The 23,809-nt window shown below is 59.5% G+C and carries 24 protein-coding genes and 1 tRNA gene; 17 read left to right on the forward strand and 8 right to left on the reverse strand.

Going from position 1 to position 23,809, the window contains the following annotated elements; genetic code table 11:
* The first annotated feature begins 9 nt into the window (after positions 1 to 9).
* A complete protein-coding gene (locus MUN79_RS23720; protein ID WP_244674997.1) occupies positions 10 to 768 on the forward strand; it encodes a MeeY/MeeF family manganese export membrane protein in 759 nt (252 codons plus the stop codon).
* A gap of 524 nt (positions 769 to 1,292) precedes the next feature.
* Positions 1,293 to 1,505, forward strand: coding sequence for a hypothetical protein (locus tag MUN79_RS23725; RefSeq protein ID WP_244674998.1), 213 nt, complete (start codon positions 1,293 to 1,295; stop codon positions 1,503 to 1,505).
* 139 nt (positions 1,506 to 1,644) lie between these two features.
* Here the strand turns inward: MUN79_RS23725 and MUN79_RS23730 are convergent, their stop codons facing one another.
* From MUN79_RS23730 to MUN79_RS23750, 5 genes are all read right to left on the reverse strand, one after another.
* On the reverse strand, positions 1,645 to 2,022 hold the full coding sequence (locus MUN79_RS23730; protein WP_244674999.1) for a DUF4260 domain-containing protein: 378 nt from the start codon (positions 2,020 to 2,022) through the stop codon (positions 1,645 to 1,647).
* A 430-nt stretch (positions 2,023 to 2,452) separates the two neighbouring features.
* Entirely contained in the window at positions 2,453 to 2,965 is a 513-nt protein-coding gene (locus MUN79_RS23735; protein ID WP_244675000.1) for a RidA family protein, read from the reverse strand.
* Positions 2,966 to 3,046: 81 nt separating this feature from the next.
* Positions 3,047 to 3,976: an alpha/beta fold hydrolase gene (locus MUN79_RS23740; protein WP_244675001.1), complete on the reverse strand. Its 930-nt coding sequence runs from the start codon at positions 3,974 to 3,976 to the stop codon at positions 3,047 to 3,049.
* Between the two features lie 137 nt (positions 3,977 to 4,113).
* Entirely contained in the window at positions 4,114 to 4,533 is a 420-nt protein-coding gene (locus MUN79_RS23745; RefSeq protein WP_244675002.1) for a cupin domain-containing protein, read from the reverse strand.
* Between the two features lie 66 nt (positions 4,534 to 4,599).
* Positions 4,600 to 5,199: a hypothetical protein gene (locus MUN79_RS23750; protein WP_244675003.1), complete on the reverse strand. Its 600-nt coding sequence runs from the start codon at positions 5,197 to 5,199 to the stop codon at positions 4,600 to 4,602.
* A gap of 203 nt (positions 5,200 to 5,402) precedes the next feature.
* On the opposite strand from MUN79_RS23750, the gene MUN79_RS23755 reads away from it, so the two are divergent.
* From MUN79_RS23755 to MUN79_RS23775, 5 genes are all read left to right on the forward strand, one after another.
* Complete coding sequence (locus MUN79_RS23755; protein WP_244675004.1) at positions 5,403 to 6,434, forward strand: sensor histidine kinase; 1,032 nt, start codon at positions 5,403 to 5,405, stop codon at positions 6,432 to 6,434.
* Positions 6,428 to 6,874: a LytR/AlgR family response regulator transcription factor gene (locus tag MUN79_RS23760; RefSeq protein WP_244675005.1), complete on the forward strand. Its 447-nt coding sequence runs from the start codon at positions 6,428 to 6,430 to the stop codon at positions 6,872 to 6,874. Before MUN79_RS23755 ends, MUN79_RS23760 begins: the two co-directional genes overlap by 7 nt.
* The gene (locus MUN79_RS23765) at positions 6,871 to 7,140 is read left to right on the forward strand and encodes a LytTR family DNA-binding domain-containing protein (RefSeq protein WP_244675006.1); all 270 of its coding nucleotides are present in this window, start codon (positions 6,871 to 6,873) and stop codon (positions 7,138 to 7,140) included. Before MUN79_RS23760 ends, MUN79_RS23765 begins: the two co-directional genes overlap by 4 nt.
* Before the next feature lie 268 nt (positions 7,141 to 7,408).
* Positions 7,409 to 8,230 carry a sugar phosphate isomerase/epimerase family protein gene (locus tag MUN79_RS23770; RefSeq protein ID WP_244675007.1) on the forward strand — a complete coding sequence of 274 codons (822 nt, stop codon included), beginning with the start codon at positions 7,409 to 7,411 and terminating at the stop codon, positions 8,228 to 8,230.
* A 193-nt stretch (positions 8,231 to 8,423) separates the two neighbouring features.
* Positions 8,424 to 9,317 carry an alpha/beta fold hydrolase gene (locus tag MUN79_RS23775; protein WP_244675008.1) on the forward strand — a complete coding sequence of 298 codons (894 nt, stop codon included), beginning with the start codon at positions 8,424 to 8,426 and terminating at the stop codon, positions 9,315 to 9,317.
* 187 nt (positions 9,318 to 9,504) lie between these two features.
* On the opposite strand, the gene MUN79_RS23780 is transcribed toward MUN79_RS23775, so the two are convergent.
* Entirely contained in the window at positions 9,505 to 9,876 is a 372-nt protein-coding gene (locus tag MUN79_RS23780; RefSeq protein WP_244675009.1) for a winged helix-turn-helix transcriptional regulator, read from the reverse strand.
* A 135-nt stretch (positions 9,877 to 10,011) separates the two neighbouring features.
* On the opposite strand from MUN79_RS23780, the gene MUN79_RS23785 reads away from it, so the two are divergent.
* The 5 genes from MUN79_RS23785 to MUN79_RS23805 all read left to right on the forward strand — a co-directional run bounded on the left by MUN79_RS23785 (position 10,012) and on the right by MUN79_RS23805 (position 13,516).
* On the forward strand, positions 10,012 to 10,659 hold the full coding sequence (locus MUN79_RS23785) for an FMN-dependent NADH-azoreductase (protein WP_244675010.1): 648 nt from the start codon (positions 10,012 to 10,014) through the stop codon (positions 10,657 to 10,659).
* A 678-nt stretch (positions 10,660 to 11,337) separates the two neighbouring features.
* Positions 11,338 to 12,153, forward strand: a complete 816-nt coding sequence (locus tag MUN79_RS23790) for a pirin family protein (RefSeq protein WP_244675011.1) — start codon at positions 11,338 to 11,340, stop codon at positions 12,151 to 12,153.
* 73 nt (positions 12,154 to 12,226) lie between these two features.
* Positions 12,227 to 12,496, forward strand: a complete 270-nt coding sequence (locus tag MUN79_RS23795) for an acyl carrier protein (RefSeq protein ID WP_244675012.1) — start codon at positions 12,227 to 12,229, stop codon at positions 12,494 to 12,496.
* A gap of 97 nt (positions 12,497 to 12,593) precedes the next feature.
* Positions 12,594 to 13,328: an adenylate/guanylate cyclase domain-containing protein gene (locus MUN79_RS23800; protein WP_244675013.1), complete on the forward strand. Its 735-nt coding sequence runs from the start codon at positions 12,594 to 12,596 to the stop codon at positions 13,326 to 13,328.
* A gap of 2 nt (positions 13,329 to 13,330) precedes the next feature.
* Positions 13,331 to 13,516: a hypothetical protein gene (locus MUN79_RS23805; protein ID WP_244675014.1), complete on the forward strand. Its 186-nt coding sequence runs from the start codon at positions 13,331 to 13,333 to the stop codon at positions 13,514 to 13,516.
* 266 nt (positions 13,517 to 13,782) lie between these two features.
* Here MUN79_RS23805 and MUN79_RS23810 read toward each other — a convergent pair.
* Positions 13,783 to 13,858: transfer RNA gene (locus tag MUN79_RS23810), tRNA-Lys, on the reverse strand.
* A gap of 322 nt (positions 13,859 to 14,180) precedes the next feature.
* Here MUN79_RS23810 and MUN79_RS23815 point away from each other — a divergent pair.
* Positions 14,181 to 14,645, forward strand: a complete 465-nt coding sequence (locus MUN79_RS23815; protein ID WP_244675015.1) for a hypothetical protein — start codon at positions 14,181 to 14,183, stop codon at positions 14,643 to 14,645.
* Positions 14,646 to 14,717: 72 nt separating this feature from the next.
* Here the strand turns inward: MUN79_RS23815 and MUN79_RS23820 are convergent, their stop codons facing one another.
* A complete protein-coding gene (locus MUN79_RS23820) occupies positions 14,718 to 15,524 on the reverse strand; it encodes an SDR family oxidoreductase (protein WP_244675016.1) in 807 nt (268 codons plus the stop codon).
* A 193-nt stretch (positions 15,525 to 15,717) separates the two neighbouring features.
* Here MUN79_RS23820 and MUN79_RS31420 point away from each other — a divergent pair, with 193 nt between their 5' ends.
* The 4 genes from MUN79_RS31420 to MUN79_RS23850 all read left to right on the forward strand — a co-directional run bounded on the left by MUN79_RS31420 (position 15,718) and on the right by MUN79_RS23850 (position 23,292).
* Positions 15,718 to 17,946: a GEVED domain-containing protein gene (locus tag MUN79_RS31420; RefSeq protein ID WP_311136578.1), complete on the forward strand. Its 2,229-nt coding sequence runs from the start codon at positions 15,718 to 15,720 to the stop codon at positions 17,944 to 17,946.
* 81 nt (positions 17,947 to 18,027) lie between these two features.
* Entirely contained in the window at positions 18,028 to 18,693 is a 666-nt protein-coding gene (locus MUN79_RS23840; protein ID WP_244675017.1) for a hypothetical protein, read from the forward strand.
* Entirely contained in the window at positions 18,674 to 19,615 is a 942-nt protein-coding gene (locus tag MUN79_RS23845) for a hypothetical protein (protein ID WP_244675018.1), read from the forward strand. Before MUN79_RS23840 ends, MUN79_RS23845 begins: the two co-directional genes overlap by 20 nt.
* Positions 19,528 to 23,292: a PKD-like domain-containing protein gene (locus tag MUN79_RS23850; protein ID WP_244675019.1), complete on the forward strand. Its 3,765-nt coding sequence runs from the start codon at positions 19,528 to 19,530 to the stop codon at positions 23,290 to 23,292. The genes MUN79_RS23845 and MUN79_RS23850 overlap by 88 nt, the downstream gene beginning before the upstream one ends.
* The last annotated feature ends 517 nt before the right edge of the window (positions 23,293 to 23,809 follow it).

Below are 23,809 nucleotides of genomic sequence, written 5' to 3' on the forward strand. Positions count from 1 at the left end.
CTCTTCCGTATGCAACAGTACCTGCAACAAATACTCGACAATCCGCTCGGCGCCGCGGCCATTGTGGGCAACCTGGTAATCATCGAAAGCCTGCTCTCGGTGGATAACGCGGCGGTGCTGGCTACCATGGTCGGCGACCTGCCCAAGGAGCAGCGCAAGAAAGCCCTGCGCTACGGCATTATCGGCGCCTACGTGTTTCGGGGCCTGTGCATTCTGTTCGCCTCTTTCCTGATTGAGTTCTGGTTTCTCAAACCCCTGGGTGGCCTCTACCTGCTCTATCTGGCCTACGATTATTTCCGGGCGAAAAGCGGCCCGGCGGATCAGGAGCAGATGGAGGACAAGCAGCAAAGCTGGTTTTTTCGCCGCACCCTGGGTTTGTTCGGCAAGTTCTGGGCCACGGTGGCTTTGATTGAGCTCATGGACCTGGCCTTTAGCATCGACAACGTGTTTGCCGTCGTGGCTTTCACCGACAACCTGATTCTGATTTGTTTGGGCGTGTTTATCGGCATCTTGTCTATGCGGCTGGTGGCCCAGGCCTTTGTGCTGCTGATGGCCAAGTATCCGTTCCTGGAAACTGCGGCCTTTATCATCATCGGTATTCTGGGGCTCAAACTGCTGCTCTCGTTGTTCGAGCATTATTTCCCCCAACATCCGGTAAGCAGCTTTTTAAGCAGCGAGGCAGCCGATGCGGGCCTTACGGTACTTACAGTGGCCATATTTGCGCTACCCCTGCTGGCCTCCTGGCTGAAGCAGCAAAGGGCCCGATAGGCCGTGCGTACGCGCTATGCTTGCCGAGCCTGCTGCACCTTTCTTGTCCAGCGCCACAAACTGCTTGACTTGGCGGCAGAAAAAAGATGTATCCTGAGTATACAAGTCGTGCGTCCGCTGACAGGGAAAAATAACTCCGTGCTTACGTGGATACAAAGTTCGGCGAGCAGCTACAGTCGTATTTGCCACATACCAGCCGCGTGGGTAGGTCACCGTTTAGAGCCCAGAAGTGACTCTGGGTTGCTCAACTACTGATTGCAGGCAATACTGGTTGAAAAGGCTACTCAAAAATACTGGTGACATCCACCGTTTGCACTTCGCTAAAGGAAGCTTCGCCCTCGTGCATGTACTTAGGTGCGTCAACACGTCAGAGGTGAAGTTTCCCCAGTGGGCCTAGCAATACTCAATGATAGAGAGCCACTTATTTGTAGAGATAGTGCTCTAAACTTAGTAAGTTTGCTACGCAAAAGGCATAAGCCATCTATGGGGTATGAACCTTTCCAAGCTTCTTCTGTTATCCCCGTATGTCTGAATCCGCCAAACGCACCCGGGTGCGCAAACCCGCTGAATCCCTTGCCCCGCCTTTATCCTCTGCTGAACAACGAGATGCGCTGCAGGCTCGCGAAGCTGGCAAGACGGTGATGTATCAAATTGATGCCTGGGGCCATATAGAAACCCGCTTTGTACGAACCCAGAATGTTGCTGCCTGGGAGGCCAAAGGTTTCTTTATCCGGTAAGCCGCCGCTGATTTCTTTTAATGAGGAAAGCCCTACGTAGCGTAAGGGCTTTTTTTATGTTTAGGGCTGCTCCACTGTGGTTATCAGATAGCACGAAGAGACGAACAGCTGACATGGTCTTCGCCCATGTGAAAAGCATTTAGTGCGTGGAGTGCGTGCCTACATGTTTGGCTCCCACCTGTCCAAGATGGGTATCGTGAAAGCCGGTGGTGTGCTTGAGGCCGTAGCCCAGCAGGCGGTCAAAGGCGCTGTGGCCCAGCAGCACCGTGCCGGCCAGCACGAGCAGCGGCAGGCCCAGCACCCAGCCGGCAACGCCCACGGCCAGGGCCAGGGCTTTGTGGTGGGCCAGGTTGTAGCACACTGCCCCTACGCGCGGCCCGGCCACATAGCCGAGCATGCTCAGGTCGGGCAGCAGAAAAGTAGCGGGCAGCACCCACCACGCGTAGGGCAGGTACGTGAAGACGAACAGGGCCAGCAACAGTTGGGCGAGTTCTTCGATTTTGAGGAGCAATTTCATGGGACCGGAGTAAAACGTGAAACCAATACCCAAATGTCGGCCGCTTTCCCCCTGCCCGACGATAACATAAGCTAAGAAAACTGAAGTGCAATAGCTAAAAGCCCCTTACCAACTATAAGTAGGGTCTCTTGAATCAGTTATAGTAATGGGGAACCCAACTCGAAGAGTTTTGAGCAAGACTTGGTCGGGCCGCAATAGATTAGATTCTAACTGGCAACAGCCTCAGGAGTTGCCTAAGAGTGCTACTCACTCTGTGTTTAATTGGGCACGAATGCGGCTGCGCAAAGGAACCTTGATGCCCAAACCAGAGGCAATATATCCTAACGGAGCCCGATTGGTTACCCCGGAAACTGCACTATAATCAACACGTAGGCTTCTGGCAGGGAAGCTGGTAATGGGCTGGAACCGACCAACCCAGATCCTCCTACTCTTACTCGGCTTCCACTACCATCTCGACTTCCAGAGCCATACCCAAGGGCAGGGCGTTGGTGCCAATGGCCGTGCGGGCGTGTTTGCCCCGGTCTCCAAATACCTGAATCAGCAGGTCAGAGTAGCCATTTAGCACCTGAGGCTGCTCGGCGAAACCAGTGGCGGAAAGCACATAGCCGTTGACTTTCACGATGCGCCGAACGTGGCTTAGGTCGCCCAGTTCCTTTTTCAGCACGGCCAGCTGCAGCAAGGCCGTAAGGCGGGCTGCTTCGTAGCCCTGCGCCGTGGTCAGGTCCGCGCCGAGCCGGCCGCTGATGTAGTTGCCGTTGGGTTGGCGGGGACCCTTGCCCGAGAGAAACAGCAGGTTGCCTACCCGCACTACATCCACGTAGCTGCCAATAGCGGCGGCCACCGGCGGCAATGGTAGCCCGAGTCGGGTAAGCTTTGCTTCCGGGGATTGGGCAACGGCCGGGCTGGCTACCCCCAACAGAATGACAAGCAACAGGTTTTTCATGCGTGCTGGGCTAAAAAGCGACGGTAACACGGGCCGGAGAAAGTCGGCATTTGTCTTCCTCCGGCCCGTTTCCGGACGGTATTAGGAAGGCTTGCTCATAAAGCCCACCAGCTCGTCGTTAAACTTTTCCAGTTCTTCGATAAAGAGAGCATGGCCGCTTTTCTCAAACGGTACCAGCCGGGACTGGGGCAGCAGCGCGTGCATCTGCTCGGCCAGCTGATACGAGCAGATTTTATCCTGTTTGCCGTGCAAAATCAGCGTGGGCATGCTGATCTGCTTGAGGTCGGCGCGCAGGTCGGAGTCGCGTAGGGTCTTCAGGCATTCGCCCATGGCGTAGGGCGAGGCTTGCGCCTGAATAGTGCCCAGCCACGCGCCGTGTCCGGGCGAAACACTGGTGGGCGAGGCGGGAAATATCTGGCCGAAATTTTCGAAAAGCTGGGGCCGGTTGGTGTTGTTGAGCGTGATAAGACCATCCACGTCGGCCTTGGTCCAGAGGCCGTAGCTGAAGTCGGGCCGCTTGGTCCAGAGTGGGGCGGCGGCGCCAAACAAGGCCATGCGGCTCACGTGGGCACCTTTGTACTTGGCCACGTAATGCACTACCGTGGCCCCGCCCATGGAGAAGCCGCCGATGGTGGCGCCTTCCACCTTGAGTTTATCGAGCACCACCTTGATGTCATCGGCAAACACGTCGTAGGTGTATTTGCCCGCGGGTTTATCGGAGAGGCCAAAGCCGCGCAGGGTGATGCCGATAACCCGGAAGCCCTTCTGCACCAGGTGGGCGTACTGGTACTCGTACATGGCGTCGCTCAGGGGCCAGCCGTGGATAAGGACTACCGGCTTGCCTTCGCCCAGGTCAGTGACGTGCAGCCGGACGTTGGGCTCCACTTCGATGTACTCGGCCCGCCCCAGGCTGCCGGCCGGGCGCTTGGTTTGGGCGGTGGCCGTCAGCGCCAAGCCCGATAACAGCAAAGCCAGGGCGACGAAGCGGATAGATTTAAACGTCTTTTTCATACGAGAAAGGGGGTGAAAAAAGCTTGAATGGAATAGAGGCGGGCCAGGCGCGGGCCGCCACGTGCACTCGTCAGTGGCAGAGACAAGGACAGGCTTTGCCAGCGCGTGAGTATTTCAGCGTTCAGAATAAAGCGGCGTCAGTCCTTCACCAGCGTTAGAATCGGCTTGCCTTTTTCCACGAGGTAAGTGGCCAGCTCCGAGGCCTTGACCTTGCCGACGTTCCGGGCCGCGTGAACCGTGCCAGCCGGGATAAACAGGACCTCGCCGGCTTTGAGCGTAACCGGGGGTTGGCCATCGACCTGGTACTGCAGCTCGCCTTCCAGAACGTAGATGAGTTCTTCCCCGGGGTGGTTGTGCCGCCCAAAGGCCGCGCCCGGGTCAAACTCGATGCGGGTTTGCACGGCCTCGCGGCCGGGCGTGGCCAGATCATGCCGCTGCAGCGCCACGCGCCGAATGCCCGTGGGTAGTGGTTGGGTTTGGGCCCGGGCGGGCGCAGAAGCCAGACAGGCGGCTACTACCGCCAGCGTAAGGGTGCCGGAAAGCAGGTGCTTTTTCATTTTCTGATCTATTAAGAGGTGAAAATCAGGGTGCAGCGGTAGTGGCAGACGAAGCCCATCTATCCTTTAGCGCTGCTTTGTCAAGCCCAAAGTACCCACTAGGGAAAGCTCGGCGCTAAGGTTGTTCAGCTCCTTGGTGGCCACGGGCAGCTCGTTGCCATTGAAGTAGCGGTGGTAGCTGGCCCCGGCTTCTAGCGCCAAAAACGGCGTCACCTGATAGCCAAGGCCTACCTCGGCTGCGGCTGTCAAGAAGGAGCTCTTACTGTCTGCTAGTCCTTCCAGGCTGCTGCCTTGGTGTAAGGTGCCAATACCTGCCTGAATATCGCCCAGCGCGTAGGCACTAGAGGCAATGTGCCACTTGGCCCCGCCACGCACGGCATACTCAGCCAGCCGGGTGTGGCCCGAACCCAGGCCAGGCGTTGTCAGTAGGTTTTTGGGCGCGAGGCTGGTCAGCTGCGCGAAGCCGACCCGCCACTTGTCGTGCAGCACTACCTGGATTTTGCTTCCCAGGCCGTAGTAATTGGCAAGGCGGCTGTCAGTAGTCTGAAAGCGGTAACTGTTTACCACGCCAACGGACAGGGCCACGGGCGCAGCGGGCTGCTGGGCGAGGGTCGGCAGGGTCGTGGCCAGCAACAGGCCGGCGGTAGGAAGTGCAATTCTCAACATAGCGTTCAGGTGCTTTTGTGAGGAAGCAAAAGTAGATGGCCTCCTGGCCGGGTGCACGCAGCTTTTGACCAGTGGTAGCTATCCGTTGACGAACTGCGCCGGCCGGCAGACTTTTGACGAGCAGCTTTCTGGCATTGACGAACCGTTTGGGTCCCTTCACTTATCGTCCGTTCTTTGCGCTTCTCCGATGGTCGTCCTTACTCATGGAAAGCAAGCGTAAAATCACCTCCTTCTTCTGGGCGCTCTTTTTCCTGGGTATCCTGCTGCAACTGGCTACTAGCGAGTCGCTGCCATTTAGCGCAGCCCTGCTCTACACCTTGTCGGTGCTGGCCACGTTCCGGCTCTACTTCCACTATGCGTCCCGGCCCGCTACCCAGCGCTTCATCGGCCGCCTGCCTACGCTAGGCCTGCTTCTGCTCCTACTGATATTGTGCGGAACGCTCACCCTGGTCCTAGCTGCTCAGGGCTACATCTGGGCTAAGGCATTGCTGCCCACGGCCGTCGCCCAGGAACTGTTTCATGACTCGCTGCCGAACATTTTTGGTTTATTTATTATAAGCGGGTTTGTCTGCTGCCTGCACTACTTATTTGAGAAGTATAAGGAGTCCTTTACCCGGGAAAAGGAACTGGAGATGCTCAAGCGCCAGGCGCTGGAAATGGAAATGCACTTGCTGCGCAACCAGCTGAGCCCGCACTTCACCTTCAATGTGCTCAACAACCTGCACTTCCTCATTCACAAGGACAAAAACGAAGCCTTGCAACTGCTTGCTACCTATAGTAAGCTTCTGCGCTATTATGCCTATGAGTCGCGGAAGAAAACCATTGCGCTGCGCCAGGAAGTAGCCTTTTTGCAAGCCTATTTTGAATTGCAGCTAAAACAGCGCGAAGCCGACCTGCAAGTCGTCTTTGATGCCACTCCCGCCGACGATACGTTCTGCATTTCTCCCTTCCTGCTGGCTACGTTTGTGGAAAATGCCTTCAAGCACGTCCTGCCCAATACGGCGGGGAAATACTACGTCCGGCACTCCCAGAGCCTGACGCCGGACGGGCAGCTCACCTTTGAGCTGCGCAACACGTGCCGGGAGGCGTCCCCGCTCGGGGAATACAATGGACTGGGACTGAAGCACGTGCAGGAAAGCTTAGCCCTGGCGTATCCCGGCTGCCACCGCCTGGACCTGCGGCAGGAAGATGGTTTGTTTTGCGTACAACTGGAAGTAAAATTGAGCCCATGCTAAGGTGCCTGGTTATTGACGATGAACGCATTGCGCGCGAAGGGCTGCTGGAATTTATCAAGCGGTTCGATTACCTGCACCCCGTGGGCGACTACGCCAATGCCCTGGACGCGCTGCCGCTCATTCGAAACAAGGAAATAGATTTACTTTTCCTGGACATTGAAATGCCCGGTATCAAGGGCATCCGCTTTGCCGAACTGATAGTGGATATGCCCGTGCTGGTGATTTTTACCACAGCCTACGCCGACTATGCGCTGTCGAGCTATAAGGGCAACACCATTGACTATTTGCTGAAGCCGATTTTCTTAGAAGATTTTGAGAAAGCCGTTTCAAAAGCCAGAACCTGGCATGAGCGGCTCTTCCCCCGGCAAGCGCACCCCACCTGTTTTTTAAAGAAGACGGCATCGTGCATCGCGTCGCCGTTCGGGATATTATGTACGTGAAAAGTCTGCAAAATTACGTGCAGCTTTTCCTCACGGATAAGCGCGTCCTAACCGTGCATAAGACCCTGAAAGCGTTGCTGGACTTGCTCCCCGCCACTCAATTTGTTCAGCTGCACCGCTCTTATGTTGTTCAGCAAGAGTTTATCACGGCGCTGCACGGGCAGGTCGCCTATGTACAGGCTACTGCCTTGCCCATAGCCCGCGACAGAAGGCACATCGTGGCGCAGCTGCTGGCACAACGCCCCCTACATGCGGGCCACCGGTAGCTGACAAGTGCCCTAGCGCGGGTGTGCAGCATGTGCGACGCGGCATTGGTCTGCGCTATACTCGCCGGCCGGTCCCGATGAGGCCGACAGGTTCGCAATGCTGCGGGCCTATTCGACTCGGACGTAGGCGCCTGGCAGGATGGGCCCACACGAATATTAATTTACTTATATGATTGTACTTATAAGAGTCTACAATTACTATATTTAGGTCATACTGATCCTGTTACATAACTCTGAATCAATGGCACGCTATCGACTTACTCTTAACATGGAATACATTAAGCACGCAGCCCAGGGGTTTCAATGGGGTGTGGAAAAGGCTGCCGAATTAGGCTATCAATACGTGGAGCCCATGATCCACACCGGCTGGGATTTGCTGAGCGAGGTCGACTTTTTCCACTCCTTCTCGACGCAGGAAGACCCCTTGCTCATGCGCGATATTTGCCGGAGAGCTGGCGTGCAAGTGAGCAGCATTAGCGGGCATAGCCCCCTGATGAAACCCGAAGCTGCCGTACCTCGCCTAACCCAGGCCATTGTGTTTGCGGCTGCTTGCGGGGCTAAATTCGTGAATACCGATGACATGAATAAGCCCGACTGGATGGATGATGAGCTGGCCCACACCCTGATGAAGTACACCTTGACCAAGGCCAACTTTGTAGCCCAGCGGCATCAGGTATTTATCTGTTTGGAGCCCCACGGTACTTACAGTTGTACTTCTGCCGGACTTTTGCGCTTGGTGGACCTGGTCCCCTCACCCTGGATTCGCGTCAACTGGGATACGGGCAACTTTTATTTGGCAGGCCTGGAAGATCCATACCAGGGGCTGGAGCGGGTAAGGGAGCATGTTGTACACGTCCACGCAAAAGACATCAGTCAGCAACAGAGTCAGGCGGAGCGCGGTCTGGTAACGGGCACTCCGGTGGGTTGTGCCTGCGGGGAGGGCGAAGTAGACTGGGAGCGGGTTATTAAAATCCTGGATCCGCTCGACCGGGAGATATTCCTTAGTGTCGAGTGCGGGCAAGTGGATGAGGCGGAAAGAAGCCTGGCGTATCTGAAAAAGCTGCTGGGCACTAAACTTCTCACGGATTAGGCGCGCTTTATGCGCACCTGTTGCCCATACTGAGCAAATCGGCGGGAGATGCATGAGAAGTACCACCGCGCGGCTTTTTCTTCCCTGGCTGAGGCCGCCCGGCTCCGCATAGCGTAGGGTCACTAATCAGCTCCCACAGGCCCCTAGCCGTATTTCACCTAACCCGAACAGACTAGTCTGCTGTCAACTGCTTATGCCTACTATCCGCACCGAAGTGCTTAGCCTAGCCTATGAGGAAGGAGGCCCCGCCGATGGGCCGCCCGTCCTGCTGCTCCATGGCTGGCCTGATGCGCCCCGCGGGTGGCGGGCGGTGGCGGAGCACCTGCAGGCCGCCGGCTGGCGCACTATCATTCCGACGTTGCGCGGTACGGCGCCCACCCGTTTTCTGGCCGACGAAACGCCCCGCGTAGCGCCTGGCGTGGCCCTGGCCCAGGACGCTATTGACTTACTGGACGCCTTGCAGATACAGCAGGTGGCCGTCGTCGGGCACGACTGGGGAGCTCGCGCCGCCTATACGCTGGCCGCGCTGTTTCCCCAGCGGGTCACGGCCATTGTGGCCCTGGCTTTGGCGTATCAGCCAAAGGGCCGCTTTACCTTACCTGATTTTGCCCAGTCCCGACTCTTCTGGTACCAGTGGTTTATGTGCACCGAGGCAGGAGCCGCCGCTGTGCGCCAGGATCCGGTAGGCTTTGCCCGCATCCAATGGGACACCTGGAGCCCGCCCGGTTGGTTTGACGAAGCGGAATTTACGGCCACGGCGGCTTATTTTAGTGAGCCTGACTGGGCCGAAATTACCTTGCAGGCTTACCGCTCCCGGTGGCTGCCCGGCGAGGCCACCGACCCGCGTTACGCCGCCCTGCAAAAGCGCCTGCACACCATCGAGGACCTGACTACTCCCACGCTCATGCTGCAGGGAGGTGCCGACACCTGCGACGCGCCCCAGGAATCGGAGGGGCTCGACCAATACTTTACCGCCGGCTATCAGCGGCTGGTGCTGGCGGGGGTTGGGCATTTTCCCCACCGGGAAGCCCCGGAGGTAGTAGCTCGCCACATCTTGGCTTTTCTCACCAGCAAAGCCCCACGCTAGCCCCAACCAGGCACGTCGACGGTACCAGCTGGCATTGTAATCATTTGAACGAAGTAAGGCAGCCGTTTAACCCGCAACTACCGCTAGGTGCTAAAGAGCACACGGCTTGAGGCTGCGTGCTCTTTAGGGAGGGGCCTACTGTAAGTGCCCGATATAAAATTTCCTGTGGGCTGTTAGCCACCAGGTACTACGGCTTGGCTGAAGCGCTACCGGGTGCGGTGCCTTCTAACAGCTGCAGGTGCTGGGAACCCCAGTCGCGCAGCATAAAAATGATGGGGTCCAGGGTCAAGGCATACGGCAGTACGGCGTAGCTAACCGCGACGGGCGGGCCCGGATGCACGATGCGCTGCAGGAGCCGGTGGTCTTCCAGGTCTTTGAGCTCCTTGGCCAGCACCTTGCCCGAGATACCTGGTACACTGCGCTCTATCTCGCCAAACCGGCTACTACCGGCCCGGATGGCCATGAGTATGGGGAGCTTCCATTTGCCATTAAGCACTGCTAATGCCTGGCGCAGCGCCGGCATGGCGCTCAAGCAGTGCGTGTGAGAATGTATTTCCATGGGATACCGAAGTTGCTGCTACTGTAAAAGTACGCAAAAAATAAAAATACACTTACCAAAAGGTAACTACTTTCTTTTTATTCTCTAAAAACATTTTATCACTTACTTACTTTATGTAAGCAAATCCTTCTACATTTGTCCCGCCTCCACGCAGCAGGCACTTCTCCATTCCCTTATCCCTTTTATCATGCAGATTCTGCAAATTCTCTCCAGCCCCCGCGGGCAGCGTCTTACAGCACCCAGCTGGCCGATGGACTCGTTGAAAAACTGGTAGCCGAAAATCCCGGCAGCTCCGTTACGGTCCGCGACCTGACCAAGCAGCTCTTTCCCCACCTAGAGGAGGTTCACCTACAATCCTTCTTCACGCCCGCCGAAGGTCGTTCCACTGAGCAGCAAGCCGCCGTGCGCCACTCCGACGAAGCCATTGCCGAGCTACTGGCCGCCGATACTATCGTTATTGGGGCTCCGCTCTACAATTTCGGCATTGCCTCGACCCTCAAGGCCTGGATTGACCACATTGCCCGCGCGGGCCTCACCTTCCGCTACTCGGCGGCTGGGCCCGAAGGCTTGGTGAAAGGCAAAAAAGTATATGTAGCCATGTCGAGTGGCGGGGTGTATTCCGAAGGCCCCATGGCCGCCTACGACTTTGTGGTGCCTTACCTGAAGTCCGTGCTGGCTTTCCTGGGGATGACCGATGTGACGGTGGTGCGTGTGGAAGGCACCAGCATTCCCGACCTGCAAGAAACGGCCCTTCCCAAAGCATTGGCCAGTATCAGTCTGTAAGCAACTCCAGGCAGGAACAGCGCTCCACACTTCCTGCCTGCTGCCTGCGTCCCTTTTCTGCCCCGATTACCATGCCCCACGCTTCCGGAAGTTTCTCACTTCGTGTGCGTAAGAGCCGCTACCAGCAGCGGCCAGCCCTGCGCCATTCAGCTCCGGTTCATCCTGCCCAGACCACGCAGCGGTCAGTCAGCAGCTCTGGCTGGTGGGTTGATATGCTTGCCCAGCTGCTCGACGATTTAACTGGTATAGCCGGATTTCTCGACTGCCTGGTTTGGTGCTTTCTGCTCCTCCCCAAGGTAGAATCCGTGCTCCGTTGCGGCGCCAAACAACTCACTGCCAAATTCAAAGCCTGGGAGCCGGGCCGCTCGGAACGGTCGTTTCCCCAGACCTGCCATTGCTAACGAGCCTATACCCGTGGTCATCATTACCCGTGCGTGAGCACCACCGGCCACACACCGCGCCTACAGGCAGCACTGGCCAGTTCCTGCTAGTTCCTGGCACGTAAGCCCGCCACTTTTTGGATTTTCCCAACGCAAACACTACCAGCCCTTGCCCGCTACTCTCGCTGTAGCTCGCCCCAACGCGTGGTAGTTTCTTCTTCACCTTTAGTACAGAGTAGCCATGGCACTCCAACGCAAAGTAGTAAGCATAAACACTCCGGCCGGTCATACCGGCTTTATGGGGCCTGACCACACGGCGCGGGCCGTTATCAACGGCAGCTACGCCCAAAGTGACCCGTTCATTGTTTTGATGGACGACCGGCTGGACAAGAAAGATACGACGCCCGTGGGCGGACCGCACCCCCACGCGGGCTTCGAAACGGTGTCCTTGCTTCTGGAAGGCGAAATCGGGGATGAGGCTCACCGGATGAAGGGCGGCGACTTCCAGATGATGACTGCCGGCAGCGGCATTGTGCATACCGAGACCATTGACGAAATAGCCCGGATGCGCCTGCTACAATTGTGGGTCAACCTGCCCAAGAAAGACCGGTGGGCCCCACCCCGGGTGCAGGACCTGCCGCTGGAGCATGTGCCCACCTCGGAGAAGGATGGCGTCGAGATAAAGCTCTACAGTGGCACGCTGGCCGGGCTGACCTCCCCCGTCAAAAACTACGTCCCCATCATCGTGGCCGATATCCGCATCGAAGCCGGGGTAACGACGACACTGCAGCTGCCAGCCAATTTCAACACGCTGCTATATGTTCTGCAGGGAAGCGCCAAGGTGGGGCAAGAGGCCAGCCTGCTGCAAGTCGACCAAGTGGGCTGGCTGGATGTAGCGGCCTCCGAGGAGCTGAGCGAACTACCGATAACGGCCGGGGAAGCCGGTATCCGGTTTGTGCTCTACGCCGGCCAGCCGACCGGGGAGAGCATGGTTTCACATGGCCCCTTTATCGGAGACAGCACCGACGACATTCACCGGCTGTACCAGGACTACCGCCAAGGCCGGCTCAAGCACATTGCCACGCTGCCGGCAAGCCAGAGAATCGTGCTCTAGAACAGTAAACAAGTACCGGGCGTGAGCTGACTACAAGGTATTTTGGTTAGCCGCCTAATTTTTCTTTTTTCGTATGGTTGCTTCTTCATCCCGCTGGCCCGCCAATCCCGACCAGCAAGTTCGGCGTCTGATTAGCCGCCGCAAGCGGGTTGCCCTCGGCCGGCTGCATTCCTCTACCCGCCTGATGCACGAGCTGCACTTCGACCTGGTCGACGTGGTGGACATTATCCTGGAAGTGGAGCGCCACTTCCACCTCACCATCCCGGACGAAGTGCCCGTGGATACTGTGGGCGCCCTGATGCACTATGTGCGCGGGCATTACCCGGTAGCTAGCCGCGCATAAGCTCTAACGCCCAACCGCCCTATTGTCGCCTGGTTACTAGCTCTTTGGCGTCAGGCTATACTTGTCCTCCTACTCGTCCGTTACGCTCTATTCGCTTATGTTTCCGCTGCACTTGTTGCCTGATAATGGAAACCTGAACATCACGCCCGGTGAAACCATCTTAGCCGCGACGCTGCGCCAACACGTGCCGCACGTGCACGCCTGCGGGGGCCGCGCCCAGTGTTCTACTTGTCGTGTACACGTGCTCGAAGGCTTGGCTCATTGCTCGCCGCGCACTGCCGATGAGCAGGCCCTGGCCGACCGCCTGCACTTACCGGCCTCGGTGCGCCTGGCCTGCCAAACGACTACCGCGGGCCCCCTCCGTCTGCGCCGTCCCCTTCTAGATGCATTGGATATCGAGCTGACCCGCCACACCCTGACCCACCCCGACCAGCAGGAAGGCACTCAGCGGCAGGTAGCCGTCCTGTTTTCCGACATCGAGGAGTATACTTCCTTTGCCGACGCGGTACCGCCCTTTGACGTCGTGCACGTCTTGAACCGCTATTTCGAACTGATGGGCGAAGTCGTGCGCGCCCACCACGGCCACATCAGCGACTATATCGGGGATGGACTTATGGTTGTATTTGGGCTCAAGCAGCCAGCCACCGCCGTAACTGATGCCTTAGCCGCTGGTCAGGCGATGATGCAGCAGGTAAGCCTGCTCAACGATTACCTGGAGCAGATGTACGGCCGCAGCTTCCGAGTCCGTCTGGGGCTGCACTATGGGCCTGCCGTAGTGGGCCATATTGGGGGGCGGGGCTTTCGCAAGCTGGCCACCATCGGGATACCGTAAACGTGGCGGCCCGGATTGAAGGCGCCAACAAAGAGTTCGGCACGTACTTTCTCGTGTCGCAAGCCGTGGTTGATGCGGCCGGGCCGGATCTGGCTGTTACCCGAAGCATCCGGACGCCGCTGAAAGGAAAAAAAGGTGAGCACTGCCTGTACGAGGTAGCCCTGATGCCCACTCAGGCCGAGCAATAAAGACCTCCTGCTTATAACCCAGCCTTTGGCTTCAGGAATATGCCAAGGGCGATATACAGCGGCCGCGCAGCAAGAATGCTTTCACGCCCAATGGCTTAGAGGAAGTGCTGAGGCCGCGGGCACTGGCAACCAGCAAAATTGAGAACATAGTAGCGTCGTTTTGCCAAGCAGCCTATATTGTTAAACGAGCCGCCTGCAGCGGGGTAGAAACCCACAGTGTTATATGATAACAAAAAAACCTCGCCTGCATTGCGCAAACGAGGTTTTGGTGATCCCGCTGGGATTCGAACCCAGGACCCATACATTAAAAGTGTATTGCTCTACCAGCTGAGCTACAGAATCGTTTATTTGCACTCGGAAACTCTCTTCCCTGATTGCGGATGCAAAAGTAGAGGTGTCCGTTTAAACTTCCAAACGCTTTGCTTAAAAACGCCCTATTTTTTTTATTCCTAACGCTTGTTGGAAGCCAAGACGCTTGCAGTCAAACGCATAGCTCCGCAATAACCAAGGCAGACTCCCTGTTTGCGCGAGCCCGATACCAGGCGGCTTACCCGCTATATCGCCAAGAACTGCACCGGGGCTTACCTCGCCCCGGGTACTGCTGCGGATGGCGTATATTCAGGAAGGCCTGGGGCATTATCCAGCGGCTCTATACTACTTGAGCTTGGCACACCGTCGCAAGCCCACGTATGCAACCTGGCGCAAGATGACGGAGCTAGCCCAGAGTTACCGGCTGGCCGGCTACCCCGATACCTGGAAAACCAAGCTGCTTATCACCTTCCGACGCTACTACTACTCAGGTCTGCAGGGCCTGCTGATTGGAGCCGTACTGGTGGGTGTTTTTCTGCTGGTACGCCACCGCGCCAGCCGGGGGTTATGGCTGAGCTATGGGTTCTATTTGTTAGGCGTGGGCTTCTATCTGAATTTCCTGCGGCCTGCTACCGTAGGATTAGTGGCCCGCCCCCACGCGGCTCTGATGGGTGGCCCCAGCGCCGGAGCGGCGTGGCTGACCACGGCCCGGGCCGGCGACCGGCTGCTCGTGCGCGACCAGCAGGATATCTGGTACCGGGTAGAGTGGCGCAACCGCGACGCCTACATTCGCCGCAACGACCTGCTGCTGGTCGACTAACAGCGGCTCTTCGCCATAAAGAAGCGCCGTCATGGTGAATGACGGGGCTTCTTTATAGGGGCTTCTCGCAAATTACTTTACCGGCGAGCCTTCTTCCTTGCGGAAATGATTGAGCACCAGCTTATCGGCCAGGCCGGGGAGCCACTTGTTGAGGAAGACCGTTAGCTTGCCCTGAGCGGTGAGGACCAGGTCGCGGCGGCGCTGCTGCACGGCCCGCAGCAGGTGGTGGGCCACTTCCTCACTGGTCATCATTTTGCCCTCGTCGCGCGGCGACTCCCCCTGCGCCGAGCCGTCGGCGGCCAGGGCGGTCTGGCGAATGTTGGACGCGGTGAAGCCCGGGCAAGCCACCAGCACGTGTACGCCCTGGGGCAGCAGCTCGGTACGCAAGGCCTCCAGGAAGCCCTGCATGGCAAACTTGGAAGCCGAATAGCCGGTACGCCCGGGCAGGCCCCGGTAGCCGGCTATGCTGGAAATACCCACAATGGACCCTTTGGCAGCCAGAATATGAGGCAGGGCAAACTTGGTAGTGTAAACTGTTCCGAAAAAGTTGGTCTGCATCAGCTGCTGAATCACGCTCAGGTCAGCATCCTGAAACATAGCCCGCATGGAAATACCAGCGTTGTTGATCAGCACGTCGAGCCGGCCGAAAGCGGTGATGGTTTCGGCTACGGCCCGGGCCGAATCGGCCTCCACGCCCACGTCGGCGCGTACGGCATGGCAGGCAATGCCCTGCTGCTGCAGCTCCGTGCGGGTGGCGGTCAGGCGGGCTTCGTCGCGGCCCGTAATAACGACCTGGGCTCCGGCCTGGCCAAACACCAACGCGCAGGCCCGACCAATGCCGGAGGTAGCCCCCGTAATAAGCACCACTTTTCCTTTCATAACACTATAAATTGGATGTTTGCTGGCGAAACTCAACGGCCAGCATGGGCCAAAACTACGGCTTTTTGCAGGCTCCACCGGAGTTTTTCGTCGGTCATATTGAGCTATATACTCGTTGTCAGCCATTTCCGCAAATAGGATTTAGTCGCTACATTTAGGCAACGGGGACCTGCTTTCCTTTCCGGTGGACTATATGACAAAAACTTTACGCGTGGGGCGCTGTGCGCCGATTTTTAGGGGCTATATACTACTGGCGGCCCTGCTGCTGCTCGGGGCAAATGCCCGCGCCCAGTGCCCGGCGGCCACCTCGGCCTGCACACCCGCTGGAGCCCCGAGCAGCAGCTACCCGTTCGGAATGGGAATTCTGAACGTAACGCTGGGTTCGATTAACAACAACTCGACGGGCGTACAGGACGGCTACCGGGATTATTCCTGCACGCAGAACGCGGCTCTGACCGTGGGCGCCGACTACCCCATCAGCATCCGGACCAATAACAGCACCGACGAGAACGTACGGGTCTGGATTGACCTCAACAACGATGGCACGCTCAACAGCACGACCGAGCTGGTATTCAGCTCCAACGCCAAGAAAGTGCATACCGGTACCCTGCGCCTGCCGGTGGGCACCGTTCTCAATACCCGCCTGCGCCTGCGGGTAGCGGCCGACTACAGCAACTCGCCCTTCCCCACGCCCTGCTCGATGCCGCAATACTCCCAGACCGAGGACTACGCCGTAACGGTAGGGGCCAACAGTACGCCGCCGGTGGCCGAATTTGTGGCCAACCAGACCCTGACCTGCTCGGGCTGCGTGCAGTTTACCGACCAGAGCCAGAACTCCCCCACTTCCTGGCTGTGGAATTTCGGCGACAACACCTCCAGCACCGCCCAGAATCCCTCGCACTGCTACACCACGGCCGGCACTTACACCGTGACGCTGACCGTGACCAACGCGGCCGGTACCAACGTGCGTACCCGCACCAACTACATCGAGTACAATGCGGCCGTGCCGGTGACAGCCAGCTGCACGCCCAACACGGCCGCTTACTGCTGCGGCTACGGCATCACCCAGTTTACGCTGGGCCCGCTGACTAAAGCTTCGCTGAACGGGCAGGCCGGCTACGAAGACTTCACCTGCGGCAGCCGTGCGCAGCTTACCGAGGGCAACGCGTACGCCCTGAGCGTGACAACCGGCCCCAGTAACCCCCAGGACACGCGCGTGTGGCTGGACTTGAACAACGACGGTAGCTTCAGCAGCACCGAGCTGCTCTACCAGGCCCTGAACCGCACCAATCCCAGCGGCAGCATCACCATCCCCAGTTCGGCCGTGAAAGGCCAGCCCCTGCGGCTGCGCGTTATTTCGGATTACGTGGGTGCTCCGGCCGGCCCCTGCGCCGAGCCCCAGCTGGGCCAAGCCGAGGATTACACCATAACGGTGGTGGCCAATACGAATCCCCCGGTGGCCAGCTTCACCTCCAGCTACGTGCCGACAAGCTGCGTGAACCCCGTGCAGTTTACCGACCAGAGCCAGAATGCCCCCACTGCCTGGCTGTGGAACTTCGGCGACAACACCACCAGCACTGACCAGAATCCCTCGCACCGCTACACCACCTCGGGCAACTACACCGTGACGCTGACGGCCACCAACGCCTTTGGCCAGAATACGGTGACGCGCACGAATTACCTGACCGTATCCGTACCCTGCGTGACGTACTGCGCCTCGACGGGCCAGAACAACAACGTGTGGCTTACCAGCGTGGCCGTAACCGGCTCGGGCGTGGCCTTCAGCAATACCTCCGGAGCCGACGCCTCCGGCTACGGCAACTACATTGACAAGACCATCGGGCTGCGTCAGGGCCAGACCTATACACTGACGACCAGCACGAACCAGAACTTCCAGCGGATTACTTCCATGTGGCTGGATATGAACCGCAATGGCGTATTCGAAACGAATGAGCTGCTAATCAATAATATCTCGACGCAGAATTCGTCGGTATTATTTATGATTGCCAACAACGCCAGCGTGGTGGGCTTTACCCGCATGCGGGTGCAGATGCGGGCCAACAATAACCAGGCGCAGCCTTGCATAACCAATCAGGCCAACACCGAAACCGAGGACTACTCCGTCCGCATCGACGTGGTCAGCGGCACGGCCGAGGCCCGAATGCTGCCGTCCCTGAGCATTTTCCCCAACCCCACGCCCAGCGGCATGGTGCACCTGCGCCTGGCCGATGCCGCCGCGGCGGGCACTTACCAGGTCACCGTGCACAATGTGCTGGGCGCCCAGTTACTGACGACTACCCTGCGCCTGCACCCGGCCGCCGATACCGACCTGGACCTGACGACCCTGCCCCGGGGCCTCTACCTGGTCCGGCTAACGGATGCCGCCGGTAACTCGGCCGTGCGGCGCGTGGAGCGCCAGTAAACTGCGTTTTTCTGCCCGTCCTAATTTTTCAGTAGCCCGCTACCTCATAGCGGGCTACGCTCTTTTCCCACACCTCCCTCTATGCGAACAATTCTACTACGCAGCTTCCTCGTATTGCTTTTTCTGGCCGGGCTGGCCGCAGCTCCTGCCGCGGCTTCCCATTTGGTGGGCGGGGAAATGAGCTATAAGTATCTGGATGCCAACGGCTCGTCCTCGGCTACGCCCTACCGCTACCGAATTACGGTGCTGCTGTATATCAACTGGGAGTGCGGCAACACGGCGGATGTCTCGAACGTGCCCGACGGCCGCTGCAACATCTTCGTCAATATCTATAATAAGCAGAACGGAACCCGCATCAATAGCGGGCAGGCGGCCCAGAACTTCAACTGCGCCCAGGTAACCTGCCCCGGCCGGCCTTCGCAGGTCGACGCCCAGCCCCAGGGTTCCTATCGCCTGCCCCGGATTTCCAATCCTTCCATCACGCCGCCCCTGCCCGGGGCTGCTCGCTGCCCGGCGGCCCGCCCCCACCCGTGCGCCTGTGCCGCTACGAAGCCATTGTGGAGCTACCCGTGGCCTTCGAAGGCTACTACGCGGTGTATACCGACGGCACGCGCAACCGCTCCATCAACAATCTGCTGCAGCCCGACAACCAGAACCAGACCATCTTCGCCGACATGGCGCCCCCCTGCTGCCCAACAACTCGCCGACTTTCTCGGATACGGCAGTCGTGGTTATCTGCCAGGGTGATACCAGCATCGTGGTCAACAACGCGGTGGACCTGGACGGGGACCGGCTGATTTACAGCTTCAGTGCGCCCTACAACATTCCAGGGGCCATTGGCGGCCCGCCTTCCAACGTCTTTACCCCACCGCCGCCCAGTGTGACCTACATTTCGGGGTACTCGGCCACGGCTCCTTTTGGCCCCGGCGCCGGCAACTACGCCTTTCTCAACGCCAGCAACGGCCTGAGCCGCTACGCCACCTCCCAGCAGGGCCGCTTTGTGGTGTCGGTCGAAGTCAAGGAGTTCCGCCGGATTAATGGCAACGAGGTCTTGATTGGCTCTACCCGGCGCGAAATTCAGCTGGTATCCCGCACCTGCCAACCCAACCAGGCCCCGCAGTTTACGGCCGCCACGCTGACCAACAAGGTATTTACCATCGAAGAAGGCGAAACCCTGAACTTCAATCTGGCGGCCACTGACCCCGATGGCAACCCCATCAACCTAAAAGTGAACAGCGTGCTGCTCGATGGTGCCGGGGCTTACGACGCCAGCTTTGGCGGCAGCCAGGGCGTGGTGCAGCCGGGCAACCCCACCGGCAGCGTGACGGTGACCGGCAGCGGGGGCAGCGTTAGTGGCCTGTTCAGCTTCAACTCCCGTTGCGGTAACGCCCGCAGCACGCTCTACGACGTGGTTGTAACGGCCACCGACCAGGCCTGCGGGGCCAAAAGCGTGGCCGACATCTTCCAGATCAGGGTAAACCGTGCCGCTGGCCCCACCGGCATCGAGGGCGAGGCTATAGTCTGCGACCAAAGCCAGGCTGCTACCTACACTGCCGCGGGGCCGGCGCCGGCCACCTACCTGTGGAAGGTTCGGGCGGCACCATTCAGGGTTCCAACTCGGGCCGCTCGGTGCAGGTACGCTGGACCAACATCGGCTCGGGCCACCTGACGCTGCAAGGCGTTTCCACCCTGGGCTGCCCTTCCGACTCCGTCTCGCGGGACATTGACATCCGGGCGGGCAGTGCCCTAGCCGTAACGCCCACCAGTGCCACCATTTGTCCGGGCGGCTCTACTACCCTGACGGCCAGCGGCGCCGCCTCCTATACCTGGACCGGCGGCAACCAAACCGCGACGGGGCCCAGCATTACTGTGTCGCCCACCCAAACTACGACTTACACCGTGACCAGCACCAACGGGGTGTGCACCACGTCGCGGCAAGTAACCATCACGGTAAGCCCGAATGCCGTAGCCAACGCCGGGGCGGACGTAACAACCTGCTCGGGTGAGGCCAGGACCCTGGGCACGGCGGCGCTTACCGGCTACACTTACCAGTGGAGCCCGGCCGCGGGCTTGAGCAGCACTACCACCGCCCAGCCCGTCTTTCAACAGACGAATACCGGCACCACGGCCCAGCAGTTGACCTACACGCTTACCGCTACCACCGCCCAAGGCTGCGTGGCTACCGATGTGGTGGTGGTGAATGTAAACCCGGCCGCCGTGGCTAATGCCGGCACCGGCAAGACAATCTGCTCGGGCGGCTCGGCCGTGCTGGGCGCTCCAGCCGACGGGCTGGCGGGCCGCAGCTACCAGTGGAGCCCGGCCACCGGCCTGGACAACCCGACTTCTTCCTCGCCTACAGTGACCCTGACTAATACCGGCACGACCCCGCAAACCGTACGCTACACCCTGACTGTCACGACCAACCAGCTTTGCTCGACCTCAGCCTTTGTGGACGTGGTGGTGAATCCGGCCGCCGTTGCCAACGCGGGCACAGATGCCGCTACTTGCTCCGGGGAGTCGAAAACCCTGGGTTCGGCAGCTTTGGCCGGCTACACGTACCAGTGGAGCCCGGCTACGGGCCTGAGCAGCACTACCGCCGCCCAGCCTACTTTCCTGCTGACCAACACTGGCCCTGCGGCTCAGCAGTTTACTTACACCCTGACGGCTACCACCGCCCAAGGCTGCACCGCTACTGATGCAGTAACCGTAACGCTCAACCCCGCCGCCGTGGCCGATGCCGGTACCAGCAAGACGTTCTGCTCGGGCGGGTCGGCCGTGCTGGGCAACCCGGCCAGCGCCGTGGCCGGCAGCACCTATCAGTGGAGCCCGGGCACCGGCTTGAGCAACCCCGCCGCCGTGGCCCCTACCGTTACGCTGACCAACACCACCTCGGCCCCAATTACCACCACTTACACCCTGCGCGTGACTACTGCCCAGGCCTGCACTGCTACCCAAATGGTACTGGTAACGGTGAACCCGGCCGCCATTGCCAATGCCGGCACAGACCTGGCAACCTGCTCGGGTGAGGCCAGGACCCTGGGCTCGGCAGCTTTGGCTGGCTACACCTACCAGTGGAGCCCGGCCACGGGCCTGAGCAGCACTACCACCGCCCAGCCCGTCTTCCAACAGACGAATACCGGCACCACGGCCCAGCAGTTTACCTACACCCTCACCGCTACTACTGCCCAAGGCTGTACTGCCACTGATGCAGTAACGGTAACGCTCAACCCCGCGGCCGTGGCCAACGCCGGCGCGGATGCGGCCCTGTGCGACGGAACGAAAGTAACGCTGGGCTCGGCGGCCCTGGCGGGCTATTCCTACCAGTGGAGCCCGGCTACCGGCCTGAGCAGCGCCTCGGCCGCCCGGCCCGAGCTGACGGCCGTGAATACCACCCAGAGCCCCATTACCCGCACCTATACCGTAACGGCTACCACGGCCCAGGGCTGCACTCAAACCGACCAGGTAGTAGTGACCATCAACCCGCGGCCTCTGGTAGACAATATCCAGGGCGCGGCATCCGTGTGTCCCACCATTCAGGGCGTGGTGTACAGCATCCGGAACCCGCGCAGCACCGAGTACCACTGGAGCGTGGTAGGCGGCACCATTACCAGCGGCGACGGCACGGCCAGCATTACCGTGAATTGGGGCGCGGCTAATGCCAATGCCCTCGTGCAGGCCGTGGCCCGTAACCAGTTCCAGTGCGACTCCGACCCAGTGTCCTTCCCGGTGGTTATCAATCAGCGCCTGAACACGGAAACGCCCACCGGCCCGGCCAGCGTGTGTGTGGCCAACGGCCCCTACACCTACTCGGTAACGCCTACCACGGGCTCGGTCTACGCCTGGCAGATTACCGGCGGAACCCAACTCAGCACCGGCCCAGGCACGGTGCAGGTGCAATGGAACGGCCCCGGCACGGGCACGATTACCGTCACGGAAACCAGCAACCCCCAGGGCGGCGCCATCACCTGTTTCGGCCAGAGCCAGCTCCTGAACGTGACGATTCTGCCCTCGCCGGCCGCTAACCTGGGCTTTACCGGCCCCGACCGGGTCTGCGTGGGCGGCGTCATCGGCTTCACGCTGCCGGGCGCGGCTACTTCCTCCTATGCCTTTACCGTGAATGGAACGCCGGTGCCCAACTCCGGCAACACGGTGGCTATTGTCACCACCACGCCCGGCACGTATACCGTCACGGCCCAGGAAACCAACACCAGCGGCTGCGCCGGCCCGGTATACACCCGGCAGTTTACCGTCGACCCGCTGCCGGTAGCCAAGGTTATTACCGGCCCCACCAGCATCTGCCCCGGCCCCACGGGCTTTGCCAATCAGCAGTACTCGGTGCCCAACTCGCCGGGCTCGACCTTCAACTGGGTCGTGACCGGAGGCAGCGTGGTGAGCGGCAACGGCACCAACGCGGTTACGGTCAGCTTCCCGGCCGGCAGCGAGGCCCGCACGGTGGCCCTTTCTGAAACCAGCAGCCTGGGTTGCGAGGGTCCGCGCGCGACGCTCACCGTGCGCCCCGACAACGTGAGCATCGCCCTGCGGGCGGCTTCGGTGCTGCCCGGCGACCGGTCCATTAGCCTGACCCTGGCCGTGCCCAACAACGCGGGCAACGCCAACCAGATCCGGGTGTTGCGGCGCGATGCCGGCAGCACCGGGGCCTTCACGGCCGTGAGCACGGCGGTTCCCAATACCAGCACTGGCTTTACCGACCCCAGTGCCGACGCCGACGCCCGGGCCTACGACTACCGCGTGGAGCTGCTCAACAACTGCGGCGCCCTGCTGGCCAGTCAGGAACACACCACCATCTACACCACCGCCACCGCTACCGAAGGCAGCAAGGACGGCCGGCAGGAGGGCCGCGTGAAGGTGAGCTGGACGGCCTACCAGGGCTTCGCGGTCAAGGAATACCAGCTGCTGCGCGCCGCCGGCACCGGCCCCGCCCAGGTGGTAGCCACCGTACCGGGCACTACGCTGGAGTATGAATTCGCCAGCAGCTCGGCCGGCTTCGACCAGTGCTTCCGGGTACTGGCCGTGAGTGCCGACAACTCGGCCGCCCTGACGTCCTCGTCGAACGACGCCTGCGTCAACTTCACCAACGACCTGGTGTTCTACAACATCATTACTCCCAACAACGACGGCGTGAACGATGCCTTCTTTGTGCGCAACCTGGGCCTGTACTCGGGCTACTCGATGAGCTTCTTCAACCGCTGGGGCAAGGAAGTGTACAAAACGGCCAGCTACACCAACGACTGGAAGGCCGAGCAGCAGCCCGCCGGCGTGTACTACTACCTACTCAAGCTCAAAAACGGTAAGTCGTACAAGGGCTGGTTTGAAGTAGTGAAGTAGGACTACAGATTCGACGGATTTTCCGGATTAGTCGGATTTTGGGGACGATTATCTGGTTTTGCTTTTATTACTTGTTCTTGAAGAGGCGGCCCTGGGCGGGCCGCCTCTTCTCGTTTTTGCCGCCAGCTCACTACTGCATCCCCGCCGGGCCTTTAAGCCGACATAGGGATGTTCAGAGGAAAACATAGTTATGTTTTGGGCGAAACATAACTATGTTTTGACCATAACATAACTATGTCACGTTGAAGGGCGCGGTGTGACAGTAGCGCGAACTTTGTAGTTCGCGTGCCCCGCGTCATTAGAAGTCGTTCTGGCACGCGAACTACAAAGTTTGCGCTACTCGCGGGTACCTGAAACTCTTGGGCAACAGTTGCCTAAGTCTTGGGCAAGAGTTAGGCAACTGTTGCCCAGGAGTTGACAAACGAACGGGACGACTCGGAGGCACTAACAGGGTTATCCATAAAATCCGCCGGGGCCGCAGAATCCGTCTGAAACGAAGTTCGGCGTAGCCAATCCG

This window comes from Hymenobacter cellulosilyticus (genome assembly GCF_022919215.1).
GTDB classification, from domain to species: Bacteria; Bacteroidota; Bacteroidia; order Cytophagales; family Hymenobacteraceae; genus Hymenobacter; species Hymenobacter cellulosilyticus.